The 25,846-nt window shown below is 71.2% G+C and carries 22 protein-coding genes and 2 pseudogenes; 18 read left to right on the forward strand and 6 right to left on the reverse strand.

The window, feature by feature from the left end; translation table 11 throughout:
• Nucleotides 1-161 precede the first annotated feature (161 nt).
• From EV375_RS07115 to EV375_RS07135, 5 genes and pseudogenes are all read left to right on the forward strand, one after another.
• A complete protein-coding gene (locus EV375_RS07115) occupies nt 162-1,406 on the forward strand; it encodes an alpha/beta hydrolase family protein (protein WP_486588337.1) in 1,245 nt (414 codons plus the stop codon).
• A gap of 102 nt (nt 1,407-1,508) precedes the next feature.
• On the forward strand, nt 1,509-2,411 hold the full coding sequence (locus EV375_RS07120) for a DUF4429 domain-containing protein (protein ID WP_130298698.1): 903 nt from the start codon (nt 1,509-1,511) through the stop codon (nt 2,409-2,411).
• Nucleotides 2,412-2,793: 382 nt separating this feature from the next.
• On the forward strand, nt 2,794-4,170 hold the full coding sequence (locus EV375_RS07125) for a sensor histidine kinase (protein ID WP_130298699.1): 1,377 nt from the start codon (nt 2,794-2,796) through the stop codon (nt 4,168-4,170).
• Nucleotides 4,167-4,874 (forward strand): response regulator transcription factor, encoded by a 708-nt coding sequence (locus EV375_RS07130; RefSeq protein ID WP_130298700.1) that lies wholly within the window; start codon nt 4,167-4,169, stop codon nt 4,872-4,874. Before EV375_RS07125 ends, EV375_RS07130 begins: the two co-directional genes overlap by 4 nt.
• Before the next feature lie 160 nt (nt 4,875-5,034).
• Nucleotides 5,035-6,238, forward strand: a pseudogene (locus EV375_RS07135) (alpha/beta hydrolase).
• Between the two features lie 117 nt (nt 6,239-6,355).
• Here EV375_RS07135 and EV375_RS07140 read toward each other — a convergent pair.
• Nucleotides 6,356-7,396 (reverse strand): aldo/keto reductase, encoded by a 1,041-nt coding sequence (locus EV375_RS07140; protein ID WP_486588338.1) that lies wholly within the window; start codon nt 7,394-7,396, stop codon nt 6,356-6,358.
• Between the two features lie 11 nt (nt 7,397-7,407).
• On the reverse strand, nt 7,408-7,878 hold the full coding sequence (locus tag EV375_RS07145; protein WP_130298701.1) for a MerR family transcriptional regulator: 471 nt from the start codon (nt 7,876-7,878) through the stop codon (nt 7,408-7,410).
• Nucleotides 7,879-7,958: 80 nt separating this feature from the next.
• Here EV375_RS07145 and EV375_RS07150 point away from each other — a divergent pair, with 80 nt between their 5' ends.
• Nucleotides 7,959-8,822 (forward strand): serine hydrolase domain-containing protein, encoded by an 864-nt coding sequence (locus EV375_RS07150; RefSeq protein WP_130298702.1) that lies wholly within the window; start codon nt 7,959-7,961, stop codon nt 8,820-8,822.
• A 111-nt stretch (nt 8,823-8,933) separates the two neighbouring features.
• Here EV375_RS07150 and EV375_RS07155 read toward each other — a convergent pair whose 3' ends face one another.
• Nucleotides 8,934-9,680 carry a pirin family protein gene (locus EV375_RS07155; RefSeq protein ID WP_130298703.1) on the reverse strand — a complete coding sequence of 249 codons (747 nt, stop codon included), beginning with the start codon at nt 9,678-9,680 and terminating at the stop codon, nt 8,934-8,936.
• Between the two features lie 81 nt (nt 9,681-9,761).
• On the opposite strand from EV375_RS07155, the gene EV375_RS07160 reads away from it, so the two are divergent.
• The 5 genes from EV375_RS07160 to fabF all read left to right on the forward strand — a co-directional run bounded on the left by EV375_RS07160 (nt 9,762) and on the right by fabF (nt 14,757).
• Nucleotides 9,762-10,982: a helix-turn-helix domain-containing protein gene (locus EV375_RS07160; RefSeq protein ID WP_486588339.1), complete on the forward strand. Its 1,221-nt coding sequence runs from the start codon at nt 9,762-9,764 to the stop codon at nt 10,980-10,982.
• A 101-nt stretch (nt 10,983-11,083) separates the two neighbouring features.
• Complete coding sequence (locus EV375_RS07165; protein ID WP_130298704.1) at nt 11,084-12,016, forward strand: ACP S-malonyltransferase; 933 nt, start codon at nt 11,084-11,086, stop codon at nt 12,014-12,016.
• A gap of 20 nt (nt 12,017-12,036) precedes the next feature.
• Nucleotides 12,037-13,041, forward strand: coding sequence for a ketoacyl-ACP synthase III (locus EV375_RS07170; RefSeq protein ID WP_130298705.1), 1,005 nt, complete (start codon nt 12,037-12,039; stop codon nt 13,039-13,041).
• A gap of 94 nt (nt 13,042-13,135) precedes the next feature.
• Nucleotides 13,136-13,384: an acyl carrier protein gene (locus tag EV375_RS07175; RefSeq protein ID WP_130298706.1), complete on the forward strand. Its 249-nt coding sequence runs from the start codon at nt 13,136-13,138 to the stop codon at nt 13,382-13,384.
• Nucleotides 13,385-13,485: 101 nt separating this feature from the next.
• The gene (fabF, locus tag EV375_RS07180; protein ID WP_130298707.1) at nt 13,486-14,757 is read left to right on the forward strand and encodes a beta-ketoacyl-ACP synthase II; all 1,272 of its coding nucleotides are present in this window, start codon (nt 13,486-13,488) and stop codon (nt 14,755-14,757) included.
• Nucleotides 14,758-14,862: 105 nt separating this feature from the next.
• Here fabF and EV375_RS07185 read toward each other — a convergent pair whose 3' ends face one another.
• Together EV375_RS07185 and EV375_RS07190 are read right to left on the reverse strand one after the other, a co-directional pair.
• Nucleotides 14,863-15,753: an NAD(P)-dependent oxidoreductase gene (locus tag EV375_RS07185; RefSeq protein ID WP_130298708.1), complete on the reverse strand. Its 891-nt coding sequence runs from the start codon at nt 15,751-15,753 to the stop codon at nt 14,863-14,865.
• Nucleotides 15,754-15,795: 42 nt separating this feature from the next.
• Entirely contained in the window at nt 15,796-16,290 is a 495-nt protein-coding gene (locus tag EV375_RS07190; protein ID WP_055486989.1) for a DUF3145 domain-containing protein, read from the reverse strand.
• Nucleotides 16,291-16,611: 321 nt separating this feature from the next.
• Between EV375_RS07190 and EV375_RS07195 the strand changes: the two genes are divergently transcribed.
• From EV375_RS07195 to mmsB, 7 genes and pseudogenes are all read left to right on the forward strand, one after another.
• A complete protein-coding gene (locus EV375_RS07195; protein ID WP_130301676.1) occupies nt 16,612-17,565 on the forward strand; it encodes an SGNH/GDSL hydrolase family protein in 954 nt (317 codons plus the stop codon).
• A 159-nt stretch (nt 17,566-17,724) separates the two neighbouring features.
• Complete coding sequence (locus EV375_RS07200) at nt 17,725-18,897, forward strand: mandelate racemase/muconate lactonizing enzyme family protein (RefSeq protein WP_130298709.1); 1,173 nt, start codon at nt 17,725-17,727, stop codon at nt 18,895-18,897.
• Complete coding sequence (locus EV375_RS07205; protein ID WP_130298710.1) at nt 18,894-20,003, forward strand: alcohol dehydrogenase catalytic domain-containing protein; 1,110 nt, start codon at nt 18,894-18,896, stop codon at nt 20,001-20,003. The genes EV375_RS07200 and EV375_RS07205 overlap by 4 nt, the downstream gene beginning before the upstream one ends.
• 180 nt (nt 20,004-20,183) lie before the next feature.
• Nucleotides 20,184-21,095: a hypothetical protein gene (locus EV375_RS07210; RefSeq protein ID WP_486588706.1), complete on the forward strand. Its 912-nt coding sequence runs from the start codon at nt 20,184-20,186 to the stop codon at nt 21,093-21,095.
• A 3-nt stretch (nt 21,096-21,098) separates the two neighbouring features.
• Complete coding sequence (chvE, locus tag EV375_RS07215; protein WP_130298712.1) at nt 21,099-22,244, forward strand: multiple monosaccharide ABC transporter substrate-binding protein; 1,146 nt, start codon at nt 21,099-21,101, stop codon at nt 22,242-22,244.
• 104 nt (nt 22,245-22,348) lie between these two features.
• Nucleotides 22,349-23,887, forward strand: a pseudogene (mmsA, locus tag EV375_RS07220) (multiple monosaccharide ABC transporter ATP-binding protein); the annotation flags it as partial.
• 9 nt (nt 23,888-23,896) lie between these two features.
• Complete coding sequence (gene mmsB / locus EV375_RS07225; protein ID WP_207228002.1) at nt 23,897-25,147, forward strand: multiple monosaccharide ABC transporter permease; 1,251 nt, start codon at nt 23,897-23,899, stop codon at nt 25,145-25,147.
• 193 nt (nt 25,148-25,340) lie between these two features.
• Here the strand turns inward: mmsB and EV375_RS07230 are convergent, their stop codons facing one another.
• The gene (locus EV375_RS07230) at nt 25,341-25,769 is read right to left on the reverse strand and encodes an organic hydroperoxide resistance protein (RefSeq protein ID WP_130298713.1); all 429 of its coding nucleotides are present in this window, start codon (nt 25,767-25,769) and stop codon (nt 25,341-25,343) included.
• Nucleotides 25,770-25,846: the final 77 nt, after the last annotated feature.

Below are 25,846 nucleotides of genomic sequence, written 5' to 3' on the forward strand. Positions count from 1 at the left end.
GCCGGCCGGTGGCAGTGCACCCGCGGGAACCTCCGCGTACGCCCCGCAAGATCACGACAGCCACAGGCCCGCCCGAAACTGACCCAATCAGGCATGCCGAAACGTGAGATGGGTCACGGCGCACACGAGCACCCGACCCCGTCTCCTAGGGTTGCTGCCCAGTGAATTCCTTCCAGGCCCTCAGCAACCCCCTGTCCGGATCAGGCCTCCCTTCCGTGGGAGCCCCGGGCACGGCCTTCTGGCGCACGGTGCTCACACTGGCCGTGGTGCTGGTTCTGCTGGCGACGACCGGATGGACGGCGATCCGTGAGCACGAGGGGACGCCCGGTCCGTACGCCGCGAGCCTGCTGGCCTGGGAGAAGGGCTCCGTGGCGGGCCGCCCGCTGCCCGACCCGGACGAGAAGCCCGGAGCGGTCGCCCGGTTCTTCCGTTCACTCACCGCCGGTCAGCAGGAGCGCCTGGCAGACCGCTATCCGCTCGTCGTGGGGAACCTGGGCGGCGCTCCACTTCAGCTGCGCTACGACGCGAACCACAAGGCGCTGACCGAGGCCCGGGACGTGGAACGCGAACGCATGCACGACCAGCGGCTGACCGACGACGGACGCCAGACCGCGAGCCACCGCATGGAGCGCTTCGAGTCCATGCTCGAGCCCGGGCGCCGGATCCTCGCCTTCGACCCGACGGGCGGCGGCCGCGCGGCGGAGGTCTTCGGCGATCTGGACCGGGCGCGGCGGGTGTCGGTCGTCGTCCCGGGCGTCGACACCAGCCTTCTGACGTTCGAGAAGACCGACCGCCCCTACTCCGCGCCCTCCGGCATGGCGCGCGCCCTTCAGGAGCGGCAGCACGCCGCGGCGCCGGGTGCCTCCACCGCGACCATCGCCTGGGCCGACTACACCGCACCGACCGGCCTCGGCGTCGAGGCCGCCTCCGGCAACCTCGCCGAGGAGGGGGCGCAGCGGCTCACCGACTTCGTGCAGAGCCTGCGCAACCCGCACATCGCCCTGTTCTGCCACAGCTACGGCTCGGTCGTGTGCGGGGACGCGGCGGACAGGCTGCCGCCGCGCGTCACCGACATCGCCGTCTCCGGCAGCCCGGGCATGCGCGTGGACCACGCCGACGACCTCGGCACCGACGCCAACATCTGGGCCGTCCGCGACAAGGACGACTGGATCGCCGACGTGCCCCACATGGAGGTCGGCGGCCTCGGTCACGGGGCCGACCCCGTCTCCCCCGGATTCGGTGCGCGCAGGCTCTCCGCCGACGGCGCGTACGGGCACACCGGCTACTACGTTCCCGGCACCGGAAGCCTGGCCAACTTCGCGGAGATCGCGACAGGTTCGTACGGGACGATCAGCTGCGCCACAAGCGACCCCGGCTGCGTCGGGACGCCCACCAAGACCGCCTGACGGCGGGTTCATTCCTCGCACGGGCACGCATATGCCCCGGAAATGCGGCCCATTACGCGCGTAGCGTCGAGGAGGGGGACGAGCGGGCGCCTCGCGCATACGATGGGCCGCATGGGTGACGTACTGGCTGGAATTCACTCCGCCTGGGAGTTCGAAGCCGACTCCGTGCTCATCCGCTTCGAACGGGGGATCCGCACACCGAAGCTCTTCCACGTACTCGGAGAGCGGCGCGTCCCGTACGAGGCACTGAGCAGCGTCGAGCTCGGCCCGGGCGGCAAACGCGGCACCGTTGTACTGCGCGCACAGCCCCGCACGGGCGCCGACCCGCTGATCGAGGCCGCCGCCGGCCAGCTCAAGGACGGCTGCGACCCCTACCGCCTGGTGCTGCCCGCCGAGCGCGAGACGCTCGCCGACTACTACGCCACCGAGCTGCGCGCGGTCCTGGGCGCGGACGCCGACAAGCCCGCCGAGCACCATCTCGTCGCCGCCCCCGAGCCTCCGCACAGCTTCAAGGCGTACGACGGCAAGGCGTCCTTCGACGGCAGCACCGTCTTCTTCCGCTGGTTCTGGACCGGTGCCTCCTCCAGCAAGTGGAAGGCGGGCGACCAGAGCTTCCAGGTGAGCGAACTGGAGGACGTCGAATGGCGTTCGCCGGAGATCGCGAGCGGCCACCTGCGTGTGACCCCGCGGGGCGGGAGGCCTCCGGAGAACCAGGAACCCGACAAGGACCCGGCGTCGGTGGTCTTCGGCATCGGCTACGGGCTGGTGCACGAGTCGCTGCCGTTCGCCGCCTCGGTGCTGGAGGCCGTCCGGGCGGCCCAGCCGGCCGCGCTTCCCGAGACCTCACCGCCGTCACGTCCGTCCCGGTCCGGGCACTCCGCCGGGCGCGCCGATCCGGCGGACATCGCCGAGCGCATACGGCACCTCGGGGAACTCCACGAGGCCGGGCTCGTGACGGAGGACGAGTTCGCGAAGAAGAAGGCCGACCTGCTCGCCGAACTGTGAGCGTGCGGCGGCCGGTTGTGGCACCTCGGCCACGGGGGCCGTGCACGGACGGGCGGGGCCGAGGTGCCGCTGCGCCGACGGGAGCGGAGGACCGCGCCCCGCCGTCGCGGCGGGAGCGGTGCCCTGCTGCAGCGGGAACCATGCCCTACTGACGTAGGGGTGCACCCGGTACCCACGTATGACGTGCGGGCCCGTGACCGCCGCATACCCTGGCCGCGCGATGAACGCCTCAGACGCTCCGGGACACCCGGGCTCCCCGCCCGGCGAGCCGTCACGCGGGCGATCCCGTGAAACGCCACGCGGGCGGCCCCACGAGCCGTCACACGAGCCGTCGCGCGAGCCGTCACACGAGCCGTCACGCGGTCCGGCGAAGCCGCTCTCCGTGCCCGCGCAGGCAGCCGAACGCGGGCTGCACCTGCTCTGGGAGGCCCTGACCACGCCCGCGGGTGCGGACGCGCGTCCGCCCGGCCCCGGGTCCCGGCGCTGGGGACGGCGCTGGGCGTACGTGCTCATTCTCGGACTGGTGGCCGTGCTGATCCCGGTCACCTCCGATGTGCTGCCACAGGAGCACGGGCTGCCGGGCCCTGCGGCCGTCTCGCTGGCCCTCGCGCAGTCCGCACCCCTGCTCCTGGCCGTCACGCGGCCGCTCCAGGCCTGGTGGATCGTGATCGTCGCGGACACCGTCGGCGCCGTGCTGCTGCTGTTCACCCCGCCCGTGGAGAACTCGTGGCCGTGGCCGCCCGCGCAGATCATCGGCTACCTGGTGCTGTGCCTGGCCCTTTCGCTGCGCGAGCGGCGCCGCACGCTGATCGCCGTCTGGTCGGTCACCCTCGTGCTCTCGCTGACGCTCGGCTTCCTCGCGCCGGAGCGCAGCGACGGAACGAACGTGCTGATGACGGTGCTCAGTGGCATCGTGCTGCTGCTCGGCGGCGCGGTACGCGAGCGGGGGGACGCGCAGCGTCGCCTCGCGGAGCAGGAGACGATCAGCGAGGCCGAGCGCGCCCGCCGCACACTGCTTGAGGAGCGGGCCCGTATCGCGCGTGAGCTGCACGATGTCGTGGCACACCACATGTCCGTCATCACCGTGCAGGCCGACAGCGCGCCGTACCGGCTGAGCGGGCTGCCGCCGCAGGCGCGGGAGGAGTTCGGCTCCATCGCCGAGACGGCCCGCGAGTCGCTGACGGAGATGCGGCGGCTGCTCGGTGTGCTGCGCAGCGAGGAGTCCCACGGCGAGCGGGCACCGCAGCCGGGCCTGGACAGGATCGGTCAGCTGGCGGAGGCGACCGTACGGGCGGGCGTGCCCACCGAACTGTCCGTGGAGGAAGGGCTGTCCGGGGTGCCGCAGGCGGTGCAGCTCTCCGTGTACCGGATCGTGCAGGAGGCGCTCGCCAACGTCGTACGGCATGCGCCGGGCGCCACCGCCCGCGTATCGGTGACCGGCGGGGGCGGGAGCACGAGCGGCGGGGACGGCGGTCGCGACGGGGACGGCCGGAGGGGCGGCAGGCGCGCCGGGGGCAGCCGCGACTCCGCGTCCGCCCGTCTGACGGTCCTGGTCGTCAACGGCCCCGCGGCCGGCTCCGCGGGCCCGCCCCTGGAGACCGCCGGCACCGGACACGGCCTGGTGGGCATGCGCGAACGCGTCCGGCTCATCGGCGGTTCGCTCGACACCGGGCACCTCCCCGACGGCGGCTTCCGTGTCGCCGCCCGCATACCGCTGCTCCCCGCGCAACCGACCGGGAAGGACCCCGAGCCCTCATGACGACCCGCGTGATCATCGTCGACGACCAGGCCATGGTGCGTGCGGGCTTCGCCGCGCTCCTCGCCGCGCAGTCCGACATCGACGTGGTGGGCGAGGCCGCGGACGGGGCGCAGGGCGTCGAACTGTGCCGGCGCACGTACCCCGACGTGGTCCTCATGGACGTGCGCATGCCGGAGACGGACGGGCTGGAGGCCGCCAGGCAGCTGCTCGGAACGGACGACGGCACCCGGGCCCGCACCGGCAGGGGCGACGGAAAGGCTCACCGTCCCAAAGTGCTGATGCTGACCACCTTCGACGTGGACGACTACGTCTACGAGGCCCTGCGCGCCGGAGCCAGCGGATTCCTGCTCAAGGACGCACCGCCCGCCGATCTCATCGCGGCCGTGCGGATCGTGGCCGAGGGCGAGGCGCTGCTGGCCCCCTCGGTCACCCGGCGGCTCATCGCCGACTTCGCCAGGCAGCGGCCCGCGCCGCCGGCGTCGCGCGGCCTCCGGCTCAACGGGCTGACGGGCCGTGAGACAGAGGTGCTGGAGCTCCTGGCCCGTGGCCGGTCCAACGGCGAGATCGCCGGCGCCCTCGTGCTGGCCGAACAGACCGTGAAGACACACGTGAGCCGGATCTTCACGAAACTTCAGCTGCGTGACCGCGCGCAGGCCGTGATCTTCGCTTACGAATCGGGCCTGATCTCCCCGGGCGAGGGCTGAGCCCTCCTGCGGCCCGTCTCCTCCTCCCGGAGGGCATGCCGATACCCCGGTATCACACGGGAGTTGGCTCCCCGGTGTGACGTGAGGCCGCGCACGCCCGTCCGACTCTCCTCCCGACAGGCCACCGGTCCCTCCGGCGGCCGGCGGAGGGAGCACGGGGATGAAGCGCCGTCCGAAGCGGGCACTGACCGCGGCCGCACTCACGGTCACCGTCGTCGCGGCCACCGCCGGGTGGGCGGCCGGATCGACGCAGAAGGCCGTCACCGGCCCGCCTCCGGGGGCGGAGTCCTGGCGCGCGGACGAACACACCCTCGGCCGCCCCCTCCCCGACCCGGCGGCGCGGCCGGCCCGGATCGCCGCGTTCTTCGCAGGGCTGACACCGCGGGAGCGGGAAGCCCTCGTCCACCGGCACCCGCTGATGACCGGCAACCTCGACGGTGCGCCGACGGCGCTGCGGTACGCGGCCAACCGCCGTGCCCTGCGCGCCGAGCGCGCGTGAAGGTGGACGCGCCGCCGATCCCTCCCGTACGCCGCAGGACCGGCAGCTCGCGCGGGCGAAGGCCGACCGGTACGCCCGGCTCCTCGGCCGGGACCGCCAGATCCTCGCCTTCGACCCGCGGGGCCGCGGCCAGGTCGCGGAGGTGTACGGCGACCTGGAAGGAGCGGACCGCGCCGCCGTCTTCGTGCCGGGATCGGACATCGACCTGGCCACGTACGACAGCAGCGGCCCCAACAGATACGGGACTCCGGCGGGCATGGCCGCTTCTCTGCGCGTCCGCATGGCGGCCGTGGAACCCGGCACCCGCACGGCCGTCATCGCCTGGTCCGGCTACACGACACCCGTCGGGCTGGGTCCGGACGCGGCGACGGGCCGCCTCGCCGCCGCCGGCGCTCCCCGGCTGGAGCGCTTCCTTCGAGGGCTCGCCCGCACGGGAGCTCCCGCACCCACGGTGCTCTGCCACAGCTACGGCTCCGTGGTGTGCGGGAGGGCCGCCGGGCACCTGACGCGGCGCGAGGCCTCCGACCTGATCGTCTTCGGCTCGCCCGGAATGCACGCCCGCTCCGTCCGGGAACTCGGCACTCCCCTGCGGGTCTGGGCGGCCCGCGACGCCGGTGACTGGATCGGCAGGGTGCCGAACGTGGAGGTCCTCGGCCTCGGGCACGGTGCGGACCCGGCGTCGGAGAGCTTCGGCGCGCGCGTCGTCTCCTCCGCGCGGGCCGACGGCCACACCGGCTACCTCGCCCCGGGCACCGACTCGCTGGCCAACTTCGCCGCGATCACACTCGGTTCGTACGAGGAGGTGGAGTGCTCGTCGCCGGAGCGCACAGCGCCCAACTCCTGCGCGAGTGGCCTCACACCGTGATGCGCGGCGGGGCCACGGCGACGGCGCGGAGGCGCCGGACCCTTCCGGGGGCCGGGCCGCCTCCGCGCCGTCGTCCGTCATTCCCGCCCGTCGTCCGTCATTCCCGCCCGTCGTCCGTCATTCCCGCCCGGCGGAGGTGAACGACATGTCCGCGTAGCGGTCCCCGGCGACCCGACCCGCGATGGGCTCCAGCAACGCCAGTTCCTCCTCCGAGAGTTCGATGCGGGTGGCCGCGGCGTTCTCCTCGACCCGGCTCCGCCTGCGGGTGCCGGGGATGGGGACGACCGGGATCCCGCGCAGGGCGGCCTGCTGCTGCACCCATGCCAGCGCGATCTGTCCCGGGGTGGCGCCGCGCAACTCGGCGATTTTCCGCACGGGTTCGAGCAGAGCCGCGTTCGCGCTCGCGTTGCCGCCGGTGAAACGGGGCTGCGTCTTACGGAAGTCGTCGCTCGTGAGCTCCGTCTCGGCGTTCACGAAGGACCCCGTGAGGAAGCCCCGCCCGAGGGGTGAGTACGGCACGAAGGCGACGCCCAGTTCACGGGCCGCCTCCACCACGCCGTCCTCGACATCACGGCTGAAGAGCGACCACTCGGACTGCACCGCCGTGATGGGGTGCACGTCCTGTGCCGTGCGCAGCTCCGCGGCCGTCACCTCGCTCAGCCCGAGGTACCTGACCTTGCCCTCCTGCACGAGCTCGGCCATGGCGCCGACGGACTCCTCCAGCGGCACGCTCACGTCCCGCCGGTGCATGTAGTACAGGTCGATCGTCTCGACGCCGAGCCGCCGCAGACTGTCCTCGGCGCAGCGCCTGATGTACGGCGGGTCGTTGCGGATGCTCCGCTTGCGGGGCTCGTCGGGCTCGCGTGTCAGCGCGTACTTCGTCGCGAGGACGACCTCGTCCCGGTGCGACTGGATGAAGGGCGCGATGAACTCTTCGTTGTCGCCTTCCTCCCGGCCGTAGACGTTGGCCGTGTCGTAGAGGGTGACGCCCAGTTCGAGCGCGCGCTCCAGCGTGGCCCTCGCCTCGTCCGGATCGTCGGTGGGCCCGTAGGCCCAGCTCATGCCCATGCAGCCGAGGCCCTGCACGCCCACTTCGGGACCGTTCGCGCCGAGCCGTGTCGTCGCGATCTTCTCGCTGTCACCCGGATTCGAAGTCAATGCAGCCCCTCTCAGGCAGGTTCCGGCGCCCGTCGGGCGTCGGAGTAGATGCCGATCTTGTAATCGAGGACCGCGAGGGTCTCCTGAAGCTCGGCGACGCGGCGCAGTACGTCCTCACGCGTGGCCACCAGCAGGTCGTACCGCTCGGGGAAGGTGTGCTCACCGGCCCGTACGAGCTCGGCGTAGCGCACCATGTCCGCGACCGGCATGCCCGTGAGCCGCAGCTTGGCGACCAGGTCGAGCCATCCGAGGTCCTTGTTGGTGAAGCGCCGCTGCCCCGTGTGCGACCTGTCCACGTGCGGCATCAGCCCGATCCGCTCGTACCAGCGCAGCGTGTGCGCGCTCAGCCCGCAGATCGCGGCGACCTCGCTGATGGTGTACCGGTCCTGGCCGTCGGGCCTGGGGTGGGGCAGCCGACCACGGCCGGCGCACGCTTCCGGTTCGACTGCTTCGTCCGCTGTCTCCGTCTCCGTCACGGTCATAAGTGAAACGCTACGGACTTCGAGTGCACTCCAGGCAAGCGCAAAATCCCGGCCGGATCGCGTCACGTACGCTCGGCCCCATGAACAGCCTGCGGATGATCGACAATTGGCCCGTGCCGACCGCTGCCGCCGCCGTCGTCTCGTGGCCGCACGGCACGGACGCCGCCTCCGGCACCGGGGCGCCCACCACCACCGCCGCTCACGGCAGCACAGGTCACCGTTTCGCGCTCGCGTCCGTCACGAAGCCCCTCGCCGCGTACGCGGTCCTCATAGCCGTCGAGGAGGGGGCCGTGGAGCTGGACGAGCCCGCCGGGCCGGAAGGCTCGACGGTGCGGCACCTTCTCGCGCACACCTCGGGGCTGGCGTTCGACGAGGACAAGCCGATGGCCGCTCCGGGCACGCGCCGCATCTACTCCAACGCGGGTTTCGAGGCGCTCGGCGATCACCTCGCGAAGGTCACCGAGATCCCGTTCCCGCAGTATCTGCACGAGGCGGTCCTCGAGCCGCTGGCCATGACGTCGACGGAACTTCCCGGCTCCCCCGCCAAGGACGGCGTCTCCACCGCAGACGACCTCGCCCGGTTCGCCGCCGAACTTCTCGCGCCGCGGCTGCTCAGCCGCCGGACCCTCGACGAAGCGACGTCGGTGGCCTTCCCGGACCTCAAGGGCGTTCTCCCTGGCTACGGACACCAGTCGCCCAACGACTGGGGGCTCGGCTTCGAGATCAGGGACTCCAAGGCCCCTCACTGGACGGGAAGTTCGTCCTCCACGCGCACATACGGGCACTTCGGGCAGTCGGGTACCTTCCTGTGGGTCGACCCGGAGGCGGGGGCCGCCTGCGTCGCTCTCACCGACCGCGACTTCGGCCAGTGGGCCGTCGACGCGTGGCCGCCGTTCACGGATGCGGTCCTCGCCGAGCTGCGCTCCGGCGCCGCCCAGGGCTGAGCCCGGGGGTCCGGTCACCGCACGGCACGCACGGCCGGGGCCGGACGGGGCCGGACGGACGGGGCCAGACGGGGCCGGACGGCCCGCCGGCCGGCGCCTCCCGGGCGGCGTTCAGCCGTAGCCGGGCTCCGCGTGCATCTCCCACATCAGCATCTCCACGGGCCCCCCGGCGCCGTGTGCCTCCAGGTCACGGGCGTCGGTGATGCGCGCGGCGTCGCCGGCGGCCAGCCTCTCCCGTCCGTCCCCGGCCGGGGACGCCTCGTCCCCGGCCGCCGGTCCCGAGCCGATCTCGGCCACACCCCGCACCACGTGCACGTACACCCACGCCGCGTCCGGCACCGCCGTGCGCTCGCCCTCCGCCAGGCGCCGGACATGCATCACGGCCTCGGTCCGCGGCACCGCGAAGGGCGTCCCGTCGGCGATGCCGTGCACCACTTCGTACTCGGGCTCTCCGCTGCCGCCCCGCCCGTCCGTGCCGCCGCCGAAGGAGCCGGGGACCAGCCACATCTGCACGAAACACAGCGGTCCCGGGCCCGCGTTGCGTTCGATGTGGCGCACGCCGCTCCCGGCGCCCATCCGCTGCACGTCGCCGGCACGGACGCGTGAGGTACGGCCCGTCGAATCGATGTGCTCCAGCTCCCCCTCGACGACCCAGGTCACGATCTCGACGTCCCTGTGCGGGTGTTCGGGGAATCCCGCGCCCGGTGCCAGCCGCTCCTCGTTGCAGGCCACCAGCTGCCCGAACCCGACGTTGTCCGGGTCGTAGAAACCCGAGAACGAGAAGGCGTGCCGGGTGTCGATCCCCGCCGCCTCGTCACCGCCCCGATACCGGTCGGACCCCCGCCACACCTGAAGCATGAGCCCACCGTAATCCGCTCCGCGGCACCGCAGCAGAGCCCCCGGCCCCGGGCCCGCGGGCCGATGAGGCAGGCTTGGCACGTGCCCGAATCCACAGATCCTCCCGCGAACCCGCCGTCCGACGAGCGCCCGGAGCACGCCGAGCACCCGCACGGCGCGACTCTGCGGCGCCTGGAGCAGTCGTCCGGGAAGCTCGCCGCGGCCGCCATTACGCGCATGGACGAGCAGTTGCCGTGGTACCGGGCGATGCCGCCGGAGAACCGCTCCTGGATCGGACTCGTCGCACAGGCGGGCATCGCGGCCTTCACCGAGTGGTTCCGTCACCCGGAGACGCCCCAGGCCATCAGCACGGACGTCTTCGGCACGGCGCCGCGCGAACTGACCAGGGCCATCACGCTGCGCCAGACCGTGGAGCTCGTACGCACCACGATCGAGGTCGTCGAGGCGGCGATCGACGAGGTCGCCGCTCCGGGTGACGAGTCGGTGCTGCGCGAGGCGCTCCTCGTCTACGCACGCGAGATCGCCTTCGCCACCGCCCAGGTATACGCCCAGGCCGCCGAGGCCCGCGGAGCCTGGGACGCGCGGCTGGAGTCGCTCGTGGTCAACGCCGTCCTCTCCGGCGAGGCCGACGAGGGCGCCGTCTCACGCGCCGCCGCCCTCGGCTGGAACGCCCCGGAGCACGTATGCGTCGTCCTCGGTACGGCGCCGGACGGGGACAGCGAACTGACGGTCGAAGCCATACGGCGGGCCGCCCGGCACGCCAAACTCCAGGTGCTCACGGGCGTACTCGGCAGCCGTCTCGTCGTCGTCGCCGGCGGCAGCGACGATCCGCTGCGCACCGCGAAATCGCTGATCGGGCCCTTCGCACCCGGACCTGTGGTGGCCGGGCCGATCGTCGGCGACCTCCTCTCGGCGACCCGCTCGGCCCAGGCGGCCGCGGCCGGGCTGCGCGCCTGCGCGGCCTGGCAGGACGCGCCGCGTCCGGTACTCGCGGACGATCTGCTGCCGGAGCGCGCGATGGCCGGCGACCCCACCGCGCGGGAGCTCTTGGTGGAGGAGATCTACAGACCGCTGGAGGAGGCGGGCTCCGCGCTCCTGGAGACGCTGAGCGTCTATCTGGAACAGGCGAGCAGCCTCGAGGGCGCGGCGCGGATGTTGTTCGTACACCCCAACACCGTGCGCTACCGGCTGCGACGTGTGACGGACGTCACTGGGTGGTCGCCCTCCGACGTCCGCTCGGCCTTCACCCTGCGTATCGCCCTGATCCTGGGGCGTCTCAGCGACTTCGGGAACGGGCCCTGACCGGAATCGGGCGTCTTTGTCGAGCCTCGACAATTTGCCCTCCGGTTCTTCGTACCGCTCCGTACCGGCGCGCAAGGCACCTCACAAGGGAGAGTGAAAGAGTGCTCGTACTCGTCGCTCCCGGCCAAGGCGCCCAGAAGCCTGGCCTCTTGACTCCCTGGCTCGAACTCCCCGGCGTCGCCGACAGGCTCGCGGAGTGGTCGGCCGCCATCGGCATGGACCTCGCCCACTACGGCACGAAAGCCGGTGAGGAGGAGATCCGCGACACCGCCGTGGCGCAGCCCCTCCTGGTCGCCGCGAGCCTCGTCTCGGCGGACGCCCTGCTGGAGGGCCGTGACGTGGCCGGGGCAGTCGGCACCGTGGCCGGCCACAGCGTCGGTGAACTGGCCGCCGCCGCCCTGGCCGGCGTACTCTCGCCCGCCGACGCCATGACGCTCGTTACGGCGCGCGGCCGGGCCATGGCCGAGGCCGCCGCCGTCACGGACACCGGCATGTCCGCGGTGCTCGGCGGCGAACCCGAGGCGGTCGTCGCCCACTTGGACAAGCTCGGCCTCACCGCGGCGAACATCAACGGCGGCGGGCAGATCGTCGCCGCGGGCACCGCGGAGCAACTCGCGGCCCTCACCGACCACAAGCCCGAGAAGGCGCGGGTCATCCCGCTGAAGGTGGCGGGCGCCTTCCACACCCACCACATGACACCGGCCGTCGAGGTGCTGGCCGGCGCGGTCGAGGGGGCACAGGTCGCCGACCCCGTGCTCCCCTACGTGTCGAACCTGGACGGAGCCGTCGTCGAGGACGGCCGGCAGGTCGTGCAGCGCCTGGTCGGTCAGATCTCCGCATCGGTGCGCTGGGACCTGTGCATGGAGACCTTCCAGAAGATGGGCGTCACCGCACTCATCGAGGTCTGCCCGGGCGGCACCCTCACCGGTCTGGCCAAGCGCGGCCTCCCCGGCGTACGGACCCTGGCGCTGAAAACACCTGATGATCTCGACGCGGCGCGCGAACTGATCGCCGAGCACGCGCAGACCGCCTGAGCCTCAAGGAGCTCCAGACCATGACCGCGAAGATCAATCCCACCAAGGGCTCCCCGTACTCGCGCATCCTCGGCGTGGGCGGCTACCGACCCACCCGGATCGTGCCGAACGAGGAGATCCTCAAGCACATCGACTCCTCCGACGAGTGGATCCGCTCTCGCTCCGGCATCGCGACCCGCCACTGGGCCGGCCCGGACGAGACGGTCGCCGAGATGACGCTCGAGGCGGCGGGCAAGGCCGTCGCCGACGCGGGCATCACGCCGGAGCAGGTGGGTGCCGTGATCATCTCGACGGTGTCGCACTTCAAGCAGACGCCGTCGGTCGCCACCGAGATCGCCGACCGCATGGGCGCCGGCAAGGCAGCCGCCTTCGACATCAACGCGGGCTGCGCGGGCTTCGGTTACGGGCTCGCCCTCGCCAAGGGCATGATCGCCGACGGCAGCGCCGAGTACGTGCTCGTGGTCGGCTCGGAGCGGCTCTCGGACCTGACCGACCTGACGGACCGCTCCACCGCGTTCCTCTTCGGCGACGGCGCGGGCGCCGTCATCGTGGGCCCCGCCGCCGAGCCGGGAATCGGCCCGTGCATCTGGGGTTCGGAGGGCGACAAGTCGGACGTCATCAGCCAGACCGTCCCCTGGGACGCGTACCGCGCGGGTGGCGTGGAGAAGTTCCCCGCCATCCGCCAGGAGGGCCAGGCCGTCTTCCGCTGGGCCGTCTACGAGATGGCGAAGGTTGCCCAGCAGGCCCTCGACGCCGCCGGGGTCACCCCCGCGGACCTGGACGTCTTCATCCCGCACCAGGCCAACATGCGGATCATCGACTCGATGGTGAAGACCCTCAAGCTGCCGGAGCACGTCACGGTCGCCCGCGACGTGGAAACCACCGGCAACACCTCGGCCGCCTCCATCCCGCTCGCGATGGAGCGGCTGCTGGCGACCGGAGAGGCGAAGAGCGGTGACACCGCACTCGTCATCGGCTTCGGGGCAGGGCTCGTCTACGCGGCAACGGTGGTTACCCTCCCCTAGTCAAGATCCACACAGTCCGTACAGCGTCGTGCGGCAATGTGTGGCGACCTCGCAAGACAACTCGCAAGTACGCAAATACCTAAGGAGCGCCGAGATGGCCGCCACGCAGGAAGAGATCGTCGCCGGTCTCGCCGAGATCGTGAACGAGATCGCCGGTATCCCCACCGAGGACGTCCAGCTGGAGAAGTCCTTCACCGACGACCTGGACGTCGACTCGCTGTCCATGGTCGAGGTCGTCGTCGCCGCCGAGGAGCGCTTCAGCGTCAAGATCCCGGACGACGACGTGAAGAACCTCAAGACCGTGGGCGACGCGACCGAGTACATCCTCAAGCACCAGAGCTGAGACGACGCCCGCGCGATTCGTCGCCATCCGCCGCGTCCCCGGGACCCGTACCGGGGCGCGGGCGAGGTGGTTCGCACGGCTCACCCTCTACCAGTGGAGAGATGAATCCAGTGAATACGACCCAACACTCCGTGGTCGTCACCGGTATCGGAGCAACCACACCGCTGGGTGGCGACAGCGCGTCGACCTGGGAGGGACTGGTCGCCGGACGTTCCGGCGTCGCCCTTCTCACCCAGGACTGGGCGGCCGAACTGCCCGTCCGCATCGCCGCCGAGATCGCGGTGGAGCCCACAGAGGTCATCCCGCGGCCCCAGGCACGCAAGCTGGACCGCTCGGCGCAGTTCGCGCTGATCGCGGCCCGGGAGGCGTGGGCGGACGCGGGCTTCACCGCCAAGGCCGGTGAGGAGGCCAGCGTCTCGCCGGACCGGCTCGGCACGGTCATCGCTTCCGGGATCGGCGGCGTCACCACGCTGCTCGGCCAGTACGACAACCTGCGGGAGAAGGGCGCACGCCGCGTCTCGCCGCACACGGTTCCGATGCTGATGCCGAACAGCCCGAGCGCCAACGTCGGCCTCGAGGTCAACGCGCGCGCCGGTGTGCACACCCCGGTCAGCGCCTGTGCCTCCGGGTCCGAGGCGATCGGCTACGCGGTGGAGATGATCCGTTCGGGCCGCGCCGACGTGGTCGTCGCCGGCGGCACGGAAGCCGCCATACACCCCCTCCCCATCGCCGCGTTCGGCAACATGATGGCGATGTCGAAGGACAACGACGACCCGGAGGGCGCCTCGCGCCCGTACGACGCCGACCGCAACGGCTTCGTCATGGGCGAGGGCGCGGGCGTCGTCGTGCTGGAGTCGGCCGAGCACGCGAAGAAGCGCGGTGCGCGGATCTACGCGGAGGCCATCGGCCAGGGCATCTCGGCCGACAGCCACCACATCACGCAGCCGGAGCCCAGCGGCAACGGCATCGCGCTCGCGCTGGAGAACCTCCTCGGGCAGACCGACCTCAAGCCCGCCGAGGTCATGCACATCAACGCGCACGCGACATCGACGCCCCTCGGTGACATCGCTGAACTGAAGGCGCTGCGCAAGGTCTTCGGCGACGACACCGACCACATGGCCATCTCCGGCACGAAGTCGATGACGGGTCATCTGCTGGGCGGTGCGGGCGGCATCGAGACCGTCGCCTCGATCCTGGCTCTGCACCACCGCACGGCACCGCCGACGATCAACCTCAGCAACCTGGACCCGGAGGCGGACGCCGACATCGTCGGCGGCGAGGCCCGCCCCCTTCCCGGTGGAACGATCGCCGCGCTGAACAACTCCTTCGGCTTCGGCGGCCACAACGTCGTGCTCGCCTTCCGTACGGTCTGATCCCGCACGCGGCACACGTCACACACGTGAGGGGCGGCTCCCCGTGAGCTGCCCCTCACGCCTTTGCGTGTGCTCAGGCGCGCGTGTGCTCAGGCGGCCGGCCGCTCAGGTGGCCGCCGGGCCGCCGTCCTCCGGGAAGCTGGCATAGTACGAGGCCGCCATGTCCTCGTCGCCGTGCCCCAGTTCGACCGCCCGCCGGAAGCGCTCCGCGCCCGCGGCGGCCACGTCCATCCGCACACCTGCCTCTTCGCCCGCGGCGACGATGAGCCGTGCGTCCTTCTCCGCGGTGGCGACGGCGAAGCTCGGGGTGAAGTCACGCGAGCGGACCGCTCCGGCCTTGATCCGCAGATAGCCCATGTCGAGGGCGCCGCCCTCGACGGCGTCGAGGAAGTCCTGCGGGTCGACGCCCAGTCCGTCCGCGAGGGCCATCGCCTCCACCGTGCCGTGAGTGACGGCCAGCACCCAGGAGTTGCAGACGAGTTTGAGACGTGTGGCCGCCCCGGGCTCCTCCCCGACCCAGACCGTGCGCGAGCCGATCGCCTCCAGCACCGGCCCGATCCCCCGCCGCGTCTCCCCGGGCCCGGCCGCGAGCACGAGGAGCTGCCCTGCCTCCGCCGGTTGCCGCGTGCCCAGCACGGGCGCGTCGACGAAGGTGAGCCCGTACTCGTCGGCGAGGCGGGTGAGCGGAGGAAGCCCGTCGAGGCCGGCGGTCGTGCACTGGAGCCACACCATGCCGGAGCGCAGGCCTGGCGCCGCGGCTCGTACCGTCTCGGCGGTGACGGGTCCGTCGTGCAGCATGGTCAGCACCACGTCGGCGCCTTCCACGGCGTCCCGGGGGCTGTCGGCCACGCGCGCCCCTGCTTCGGCCAGGGGCTCCGCCTTGGCTCTGGTGCGGTTCCACACGCGAACGTCGAGCCCGACAGCGCACAGGTTACGGGCCATCGGGGCACCCATGATCCCGGTGCCGAGGACAGCCACAGAGAGCCGATCAGACATGGGGGAAGGCTAGTACCCCTGGGGCCGTGAGGACTTGAGGCTTCAGACGACCTGGTGCAGCCAGCGCACGGGGGCGCCTTCGCCCGCATAGCGGAAAGGTTCCAGCTCGTCGTCCCAGGGCTTGCCGAGCAACTTGGCGATCTCCGCCTCGAGTTCGCTCTCGCCGCGCGAAGCGCGGTCCACCGCGGCACGCAGCCGGTCCTCCGGAATGAGGATGTCCCCGTGCATGCCCGTGACGGCGTGGAAGATCCCGAGCTCGGGCGTGGAGCTGTAGCGCTCACCCTCGGCGGCGGTGCAGGGCTCGGCGGTCACCTCGAAGCGCAGCAGGTGCCAGCCGCGAAGCGCGGAGGCGAGCTTGGACGCCGTGCCGGGGTCGCCCTGCCAGGAGAACTCCGCACGCCAGGTGCCCGGGGAGGCCGGCTGTCTGATCCAGTCGAGATTGACGCGGGCGCCGAGGACACCGGCCACAGCCCATTCGACGTGCGGGCACAGCGCGCGGGGCGCGGAGTGCACGTACAGAACTCCACGTGTCGTCACCGGAACCTCCAGTGCGTTCGAGGGCGTCTTCGCCGGACTGCCTCGACTACTGCCGGTCACGCGCCGGGCCGGCGCCTGACATCCTGCACCACCGGGCACTTCTCCATCAGCGCCGTGGTCACGAATAGTAAACACCATTGGCGCCAATTCTCCCCGAAGGGGACATGAGGTGACTCGGTGTAATGTTTTGCTTCGCCGAACACGCCCTCCGGCCCGCCTGCACGATGCGAAACTCGCGGGAGAGCACGGGGCCAAGCTACCGCGCACCCGTGGATGAGCGGTGACGTACCGTCGCACGGACGGCGAGGAACGAGGGGAATGATGCCGGAAAGACGCGGGGCCGCGGGCAGCCGCCCGGGCACCGGCGCGCGGATAGCGCGTCGTGGGCGGGCCGTCGCGCTCGCCTCGGCCGCTCTCGTACTCACCGGAGGTCTCGCCGCCGTCGCCGTATGGGGCTTCGGAAGCGGGGACACAACCGGGGAGCGCCCTCCCGGCGCGACGCGCCCCTCGCCCACGCCTCCCTGGGACCGGAGCCCGGATTCGATCGCCGCGGTCGGCGACTCCATCACCCGTGGATTCGACGCCTGTTCACTGCTCGCCGACTGCGACCGCGTCTCCTGGGTCACCGGTACGGACGCCTCGGTGCGGAGCCTCGCGGCGCGACTCCTCGACGACGCTCCGCAGCGGCGCAGCTGGAACTTCGCGGTCAGCGGCTCCCTCATGGCCGATGTGCCTCAGCAGATGGAGCGCGCCGCGCGGAAGCGACCCGATCTGGTGACTGTGCTGGCGGGCGCGAACGACGCCTGCCGGCCCACCGTTGGGCAGATGACTCCCGTCGAGGACTTCCGCACCGACTTCCGCGCGTCGCTGCGTACTCTGCACGAATCACGCCCGAAGTCGCAGGTGTACGTCTCGAGCGTGCCGAACCTCAAGCGCCTGTGGTCCGAGGGGCGTGGCGACCCCTGGGCCGAGCGCGTCTGGGGCCTGGGGATCTGTCAGGCGATGCTGCGCGACCCGCTGTCGGACGGTCCTGCCGCCCGGGAGCGGCGGCAGCAGGTGCACGAGCGGGTGCTGGCGTACAACTCCGTACTCAAGGAGGAGTGCGGGAAGATGCTGCGCTGCCGTTACGACGGGGGCGCGGTCTTCCGCTACCGCTTCACCAGGGCCGAGCTGAGCCGCTGGGACTGGTTCCATCCCAGCAAGGCCGGGCAGCGCAAGCTCGCCGAACTCGCCCACCGCGGCATCACCGCGCGGCACGGCGAGCACCCCGGATAGCGGCGCGGCCCGGACGCGGCCGCGCGGACACGGCCCCTCCCGCAAGAAGCGCCGCACCACCCATTGACGCCGGTCACAGAGCATCAATACATTCGCGGACAGCATTTCGAACATGTGACGAAATCTCGAACAGCGAATGTCTGTGAAGGGCCGCCTCAAGTGCGCATCACCGGAATCACTACCCATGTCGTCGGCACGCCGTGGCGCAATCTGACGTACGTGCGAGTCCATACCGACGAAGGCCTCACGGGGATCGGGGAGACCCGGATGCTCGGCCACACCGACGCTCTCGTCGGCTATCTGCGAGAGGCGGAGGCCAACCACATCGCCGGGTCGGACCCGTTCGCCGTCGAGGGCCTGGTGCGGCGGATGAAGTACGGCGACTACGGGCGGGCCGGCGAGATCGTCATGTCCGGCATCGCCTGTGTGGAGATGGCCTGCTGGGACATCAAGGGCAAGGCGCTGGGCGTACCGGTGTGGCAGCTGCTGGGCGGAAAGGTCACCGACCGGGTCAAGGCGTACGCGAACGGCTGGTACACCACCGAGCGCACCCCGGACGCGTACCACGAGGCGGCACGGGCGGTGATCGACAAGGGCTACCGCGCCCTGAAGATCGACCCGTTCGGGACGGGCCACTTCGAACTGGACCACGAGGCGACGCGCTACGCCGTCTCACTGATCGAGGCCGTACGGGACGCGATCGGGCCGGAGACGGAGCTGATGCTGGAGATGCACGGGCGGTTCAGCCCGTCCACGGCCGTGCGGCTGGCTCAGGAGATGGCGCCCTTCCGTCCGGCGTGGCTGGAGGAGCCGGTGCCGCCGGAGAACCTCAAGGCACTGGCCAAGGTCGCGGAGAAGGTGGACCTTCCCGTGGCGACGGGTGAACGCATCCATGACCGCATCGAGTTCAGGGAGATCTTCGATTCGCAGGCCGCCGACGTCATCCAGCCGGACGTGGGCCACATCGGCGGAATCCTCGAGGCCCGGAAGCTCGCCGCCACCGCCGAGACGCACTACATGCTGGTGGCGCCGCACAACGTCGGCGGGCCCGTACTGACGTCCGCGTCCCTTCAACTGGCGGGCTGCACCCCCAACTTCAAGATCCTGGAACACTTCAACGACTTCGCCGACGCCGGGATCAAGAAGGTCGTAAAGGGGGCGCCGCAGGTCGTCGACGGCTACTTCCAGCTGCCTTCCGAGCCCGGTCTCGGCGTCGAGCTGGACGTCGACGCCGCAGCCGAATTCCCCCAGCAGCAGGCCCGGTTCGACCTGTGGGCCGAGGGCTGGGAGAAGCGGGACCCGGCCGCTGCCGGGGGAGGCGAGGGAGCGTGAGCGGCGGACCGGAGGACGACGGCGGCACACCGTCCGCACGGTCCGTCGTCATCGACAGGCCCGGCGAGCACCGGCTGGTCACCGGAGCGCAGCCGCAGCCCGGGCGGGGCGAGGTGCGCGTCGCGGTCCACGCCGCCGGGATCTGCGCCAGCGACCGGGAGGTCTACGACGGCACCCGCGCCGAAGGCTACGTCCGCTACCCGGTGACGCCCGGTCACGAGTGGGCGGGGACGGTCGACGCGGTCGGTGAGGGAACGTCCACGGACCTGCTGGGACGCAAGGTCGTCGCCGAGGGCTTCCGTGCCTGTCTGCGCTGCGAGCGCTGCCGGGAGGGGGCGACCAGCCTGTGCATGAGCGGCTACGAGGAGACAGGCTTCACCGAGCCCGGCGCCTTCGCCGACTCCCTCGTGCTGCCCGCGCGGCTTCTGCACGTCCTGCCCGACGACGCCGATCTGCGGGCCGCAGCGCTGCTGGAGCCCGCGGCTGTCGTCGCGGCGGCGGTGCTGGCGGCCCGGCCCCGGGCGGGCGAGCGCGTGGCCGTGCTCGGGGCGGGCACCCTGGGGCTCCTCGCGGTGCAGCTGCTCGCGGCGCACTCCCCCGCCGAGCTGCTGGCCGTCGATCCCCGCGCGCAGCGTGCTGAACAGGCCCTGACGATGGGCGCGACGCACGCCCGTACGCCCGGGGAGCTACGCGGAACCGGGGCCGGTGCCGGAACCGGGGCCGGTGCCGGTGCCGGTGCCGGAACCGGAGCCGGAGCCGGAGCCGAAGGCTTCGACCTGGTCGTGGAGACGGCAGGCGCGGCCGGAACGGCCCACGACGCCTGCAAGCTGGCCCGGCGCGGCGGGCGGGTCGTGCTGACCGGCATGTTCGAGCCGGGTGCGCAGGGCATCGACCCGGTGCATCTCTCCGTCAGCCAGCTGACGGTCCGGTCGGTCTTCGGCGCCCCGTCCGCGGCGTGGACGTACGCCGTAAGGGCCTTCGGCACCGGCCTGCTCGATCCCGCGCCCCTCATCACGCACGAACTCCCGCTCACCGCATTCGGCGAGGCGATCGGCCTCGTCGGCAGCGGCGATCCGGCCGTCGGAAAAGTGCTGCTGAGGCCCTGAGCGCCGCCCGGACCTCACCGCGGGGGCCGGCGCACCCGCCTCCTCCCCGCCACACAACCGCATACGGATGCGAAGTCCCCACGTATCTGCCCGACCCCGACCCCGAACGTCAGGAGCACCGTGCCCACCCGAGCCACCGGAACCCGCCGTCCCGGCGCCGACGCCCTGGACACCCTGGGCATGGGCGCCCCCGAACCCGATCCGGCCGACGCCTCGCCGCACACCTTTCCCGACGGCGGCACCTGGCGCACCGAAGTCCCCTCCTGCGAGGGGCCGGAGGCGCTTGCCGCCGTGCTGGAAGAGGCGTCCTCCCTCGACGTGCCCGTGCACCGCATCAGCCAGGGCAGCGGTGTATGGATGCTGACCGACGCAGAAATCACGGAGATGGTCGACGCGTGCGCCGAACGCAACGTCGAGCTGTGCCTCTTCACCGGCCCGCGCGGCACGTGGGACGTCGGAGCGTCGACCCGCACGGACTCCGGCGGCGCGGGCCTGCGCGCCCGCGGCCACGACGCCGTGGCCGGCTGCGTCGAGGACGCGCTGCGGGCGACCGAACTGGGCGTGCGCTGCCTGCTGGTGGCCGACGAGGGTGTGCTGTGGACGCTCCACCAGCTGCGTGCCCGCGGTGAACTTCCCGCCGACACCACGCTCAAGGTCTCGGCGCTCATCGGCCCGGTGAACCCGGCCGCGTACAGCGTGCATGAGCGTCTCGGGGCGGATTCGCTCAACATCCCGTCCGATCTGACGCTTGCGCACATCACCGAGATACGCCGCGTCAGCGCGGCCCCGATGGACTTCTACCTGGAGGCGCCCGACGACCTCGGCGGCTATGTACGGATGTACGAGGCGGCCGAGCTGATCCGGCGCGGTGCACCCATCTACCTCAAGTTCGGCCTCAGCAAGGCGCCGGGCATCTACCCGTACGGTGCGCACCTGCGCGAACTGACGCTCCGTGGCGCGCGCGAGCGGGTACGCCGGGGCAGGCTCGCCCTCGATCTGCTCGCCCGGCTCGGCGCCGACTCCGGAATGTCACCGCTGGGCTCACGACTGCCCGGCACACTCCAGCGTTTCCCCCTCCCCGAGAGGAACTGACACATGGGTATCCGCACACCCGCTCCGATTCCCGTACCACGACGGCGCCGGCGCACCGCGCCCGTGGCCGCTCTCGCGGCCGCCGCGCTGCTCACCGCCTCGCTGGCCGCCTGCGGCCAGGAGGCGAAGGGCGGCAGCCGCTACAAGCCGGACAAGGGCAAGGGAGGCACGGTCGGTCTGGCCATGCCGACCAAGTCCTCGGAACGGTGGATAGCCGACGGCAAGAACATGGCGAAGCAGTTCAAGGCCGCCGGCTACAAGGCCGACCTCCAGTTCGGCGACGACAAGGTCGAGAACCAGGTCGCCCAGATCGAGAACATGATCGCCAAGGGGCACCGGCTGCTCGTCGTCGCGGCCATCGACGGTTCGGCCCTCACGGACGTGCTGCGCCGGGCCAAGGAGGCCGGCGTCCCCGTGATCTCCTACGACCGGCTCATCCTGGGAACGTCGAACGTCGACTACTACGCGTCCTTCGACAACGAGCGTGTCGGCGAACTCCAGGGCGGCTACATCGTCGACAAGCTGAAGCTGGACGAGAAGAAGGACGAGGAGTTCAACGTCGAGCTCTTCGCGGGCTCCCCGGACGACAACAACACGAAGTTCTTCTGGGACGGCGCGATGAAGGTGCTGCGTCCCTACATCGACAAGGGCCAGCTCCACGTCCGCAGCAAGCAGACGAAGATGAACCAGGCCACGACGCTGCGCTGGGACGGCGGCACCGCGCAGAAGCGGATGGACGACCTGCTGTCGAAGAACTACGGCTCGGAGGAGATCGACGCGGTCCTCTCCCCCTACGACGGCATCTCGATCGGCATCCTCTCCGCCCTCAAGAGCGCCGGCTACGGCGGCAAGGACAAGCCCTTCCCCGTGGTGACGGGGCAGGACGCCGAGCTGGCATCCGTGAAGTCGATCATCCGCGGGCAGCAGACGCAGACGGTCTACAAGGACACCCGCAAACTCGCCAAGCAGGCCGTGCAGATGGGCGACGCCGTGCTGACCGGCAAGAAGCCCGAGGTCAACGACACCAAGACGTACGACAACGGCAAGAAGGTCGTGCCGTCGTACCTGCTGAAGCCCGTGAGCATCGACAAGGACAACACCCAGCGCCTCGTCGACGAGGGCTACTACAAGGCGGGGCAGCTCAAGTGACGGCCCCGGCAGAGCAGTCGGCGCCGGCGGGGACCGGCGGCAACATCCTGGAGATGCGCGGTATCACCAAGACCTTCCCCGGGGTCAAGGCGCTGTCCGACGTCAATCTGACGGTGCGGTCCGGCGAGATCCACGCCGTCTGCGGCGAGAACGGCGCGGGCAAGTCGACGCTGGTGAAGGTGCTCAGCGGCGTGCACCCGCACGGGAGTTACGAGGGCGAGATCCTCTTCGGCGGCGAGCCCTGCGCGTTCAAGGACATCCGGGCGAGCGAGCAGCGCGGCATTGTGATCATCCACCAGGAACTCGCCCTGGTGCCCTTCCTCTCCCTCGCCGAGAACATCTTCCTCGGCAACGAGCACGCCACCCGCGGGGTCATCAGCTGGGGCGAGACCATGCGGCGCGCCGACAAGCTGCTGAAGCGGGTCGGTCTGCCGGACAAGCCGCAGACGCGCATCGCCGACATCGGTGTCGGCAAACAGCAGCTGGTGGAGATCGCCAAGGCGCTCTCCAAGGAGGTGAAGCTGCTCATCCTCGACGAGCCGACCGCCGCGCTCAACGACGAGGACAGCCGCAAACTCCTCGAACTGATACGGGAGTTGCGCGGGCAGGGCATCGCCTGCATCGTCATCTCCCACAAGCTGAACGAGATCCGGCAGATCGCCGACTCCGTCACCATCCTGCGCGACGGCCGCACCATCGAGACGCTCACGGTGCGCGAACACCCCGGCGACGAGCCGGAGATCTCCGAGGACCGCATCATCCGCGGCATGGTCGGACGCGACCTGGACCAGCGCTTCCCGCCGCGCACCCCTTACACGGGGAAGGACGCGGGGCAGGTCGCCATGGCGGTCTCCGGCTGGACGGTCCGGCATCCGATCGACCATCAGCGCAAGGTCGTCGACGACGTCTCACTGGAGGTGCGGCGCGGCGAGATCCTGGGCATCGCCGGGCTGATGGGCGCGGGCCGCACGGAGCTGGCGATGAGCATCTTCGGCCGCTCCTACGGCCAGTACGCGGGGGGCACGGTGTCCGTGGCGGGGCGCGAGGTCCTCACCCGCACCGTGCCGGAGGCGATCTCGCACGGCATCGCGTACGTGACGGAGGACCGCAAGACCTACGGGCTCAACCTCATCGACGACATCAACCGGAACATCTCGCTCGCCTCGCTCGACGGGCTCTCCCGACGGGGCGTCGTCGACGAGCACGAGGAGCGGCGCGTCGCAGAGCGCTACCGGAAGTCGATGAACATCAAGGCGCCGACGGTCCACGAGCAGGTGCAGCGGCTCAGCGGCGGCAACCAGCAGAAGGTCGTCCTGAGCAAGTGGATCCACGCCGAACCGGACGTGCTCGTCCTCGACGAGCCGACGCGCGGCATCGACGTCGGCGCCAAGTACGAGATCTACGCGGTCATCGACAAGCTCGCCGCCGAGGGCAAGGCGGTCGTCTTCATCTCCTCCGAACTGCCCGAACTGCTGGGCATGTGCGACCGGATCTACACGATGTCGGCGGGACGGCTCACCGGCGAGGTCACGCGTGAGGAAGCGACGCAGGAAGTCCTGATGCGGCACATGACCGAATCCATCGACACCAGCACACCCACGAGCACCACCACCCCTGCCGACGGCACGAGTGACAAGAGCTGAGGGCCGACCATGACGACACCGACAGACACACAAGCCCACCCGGACGGAAGTCCGCAGCCACCGGCCGGCTCCGGTTCCGGCGGGCCCTCCGCCGGGGCGCTCCTCCTGGGCGCCGTCCGCAACAACATGCGCCAGTACGGCATGCTCTTCGCGCTGGCGCTCATCGTCGTGCTGTTCCAGATATGGACCGACGGTTCGCTGCTGCTGCCGAACAACGTCTCCAACATCGTCCAGCAGAACAGCTACATCCTGATCCTGGCCATGGGCATGATGATCGTCATCATCGCCGGCCACATCGACCTGTCCGTGGGCTCGCTCGCCGCCTTCGTCGGGGCCGCCGCCGCGGTGATGATGGTCAAGCACGACATGCCATGGGTGCTCGCCCTGGTCCTGTCGCTGCTGATCGGTGCCGCCGCGGGTGCCTGGCAGGGCTTCTGGATCGCCTACATCGGCATCCCGTCCTTCATCGTGACGCTGGCCGGGATGCTGCTCTTCCGCGGCGGCACGCAGATCCTGCTGGAGGGCCAGTCGATCGCCCCCTTCCCGAAGGGCTTCCAGGACATCGCCCAGGGCTTCATCCCCGAGATGGGCCCGTACATCCAGTACCACAACCCCACGCTGGTCATCGGCCTCGTCGTCATCGCCTTCGTCCTAGTACAGGAATGGCGGGACAGGCGGCGGCAGTTGGCGTACGAGCTGGAGGTGCTGCCGTTCAACCTGTGGGTGCTGAAGTGCACGGCGATCGTGGCAGCGGTGGTGGCCTTCACGCTGACGCTGGCCAGCTACCACGGTGTGCCGGTGGTGCTGCTCATCATGTGCGTGCTGCTCATCGGGCTCGGCTTCGTGATGCGCAACGCGGTCGTCGGCCGTCATGTCTACGCGCTGGGCGGCAACAAGGCGGCGGCGAAGCTCTCCGGCGTGAAGGACAAGCGGGTCACGTTCCTCGTGTTCGTGAACATGGGCGTGCTCGCCGCGCTCGCCGGATGTGTGTACGCGGCGCGGCTCAACGCGGGCACGCCGCAGGCCGGCATCAACTTCGAACTGGAGGCCATCGCGGCGGCGTTCATCGGCGGCGCCTCGATGAGCGGCGGCGTGGGCACCGTGCTCGGCGCGGTGATCGGCGGCCTGGTGCTCGGAGTCCTCAACAACGGCATGTCGCTGGTCGGGATCGGCACCGACTATCAGCAGGTCATCAAGGGCCTGGTGCTGCTGGCGGCCGTCGGCTTCGACGTGTGGAACAAGCGCCGGGTCGGCTCGTAGGGCCTGTCACACCGTCCGGGCGAGGGCGAGGGCGAGGGCGAGGGCGAGGGCGAGGGCGAGGGCGAGGGCGAGGGCCGCACGGCTGTGCCGTGCGGCCCTCCGGCGCGATCGCACGGCACGCCCTGAACGGGCGTGCCGCGCAGCGCACTTGACGTGCTCCGCCGCTCGTCGGGCGGCGGCGGGACCGAACGCGTCAGGCGACGCCGAGGGTGACCTCGATGTTGCCGCGGGTGGCGTTGGAGTACGGGCAGACCTGGTGCGCCTTCTCCAGCAGGTCCTTGGCGGTCGCCTCGTCGACGTTCGGTATGTGCGCCTCGAGCGCGACCTTGAGCCCGAAGCCGCCCTCGGGCAGGCCGCCGATGCCGACCTTGGCCGTCACCGTCGACCCGGAGATGTCCGCCTTCTCCTTGCGGGCGACGACGCCGAGCGCGCCCTGGAAGCAGGCGCTGTAACCGGCGGCGAACAGCTGCTCGGGGTTGGTCCCCTCACCGCTTCCGCCCAGCTCCTTGGGCGGGTTGACCACGACGTCGAGCTTGCCGTCGTCACTGGCGACGCGGCCGTCACGGCCGTTCTCCGCCGTGGCGACGGCGGTGTACTTGACGTCGATGGGCTGGATGGACATGGATCGATCCTCCTGTTCGGTGGCGTGGCCGGAGGTCTCGCGCCCGGGACCGTCCGGCCGTTCCCGTGCCCGGGCCA

This window comes from Streptomyces sp. CNZ301, assembly GCF_004217425.1.

Coding starts and splice junctions, on each gene's coding strand:
- EV375_RS07120 (WP_130298698.1), top strand. CDS start 1,509: ATGGGCCGCATGGGTGACGTACTGGCTGGAATTCACTCCGCCTGGGAG.
- EV375_RS07185 (WP_130298708.1), bottom strand. CDS start 15,753: ATGTCTGATCGGCTCTCTGTGGCTGTCCTCGGCACCGGGATCATGGGT.
- EV375_RS07195 (WP_130301676.1), top strand. CDS start 16,612: ATGCCGGAAAGACGCGGGGCCGCGGGCAGCCGCCCGGGCACCGGCGCG.
- EV375_RS07150 (WP_130298702.1), top strand. CDS start 7,959: ATGAACAGCCTGCGGATGATCGACAATTGGCCCGTGCCGACCGCTGCC.
- fabF (WP_130298707.1), top strand. CDS start 13,486: ATGAATCCAGTGAATACGACCCAACACTCCGTGGTCGTCACCGGTATC.
- mmsB (WP_207228002.1), top strand. CDS start 23,897: ATGACGACACCGACAGACACACAAGCCCACCCGGACGGAAGTCCGCAG.
- EV375_RS07170 (WP_130298705.1), top strand. CDS start 12,037: ATGACCGCGAAGATCAATCCCACCAAGGGCTCCCCGTACTCGCGCATC.
- EV375_RS07145 (WP_130298701.1), bottom strand. CDS start 7,878: ATGACCGTGACGGAGACGGAGACAGCGGACGAAGCAGTCGAACCGGAA.
- EV375_RS07155 (WP_130298703.1), bottom strand. CDS start 9,680: ATGCTTCAGGTGTGGCGGGGGTCCGACCGGTATCGGGGCGGTGACGAG.
- EV375_RS07210 (WP_486588706.1), top strand. CDS start 20,184: ATGGGCGCCCCCGAACCCGATCCGGCCGACGCCTCGCCGCACACCTTT.
- EV375_RS07175 (WP_130298706.1), top strand. CDS start 13,136: ATGGCCGCCACGCAGGAAGAGATCGTCGCCGGTCTCGCCGAGATCGTG.
- EV375_RS07230 (WP_130298713.1), bottom strand. CDS start 25,769: ATGTCCATCCAGCCCATCGACGTCAAGTACACCGCCGTCGCCACGGCG.
- chvE (WP_130298712.1), top strand. CDS start 21,099: ATGGGTATCCGCACACCCGCTCCGATTCCCGTACCACGACGGCGCCGG.
- EV375_RS07130 (WP_130298700.1), top strand. CDS start 4,167: ATGACGACCCGCGTGATCATCGTCGACGACCAGGCCATGGTGCGTGCG.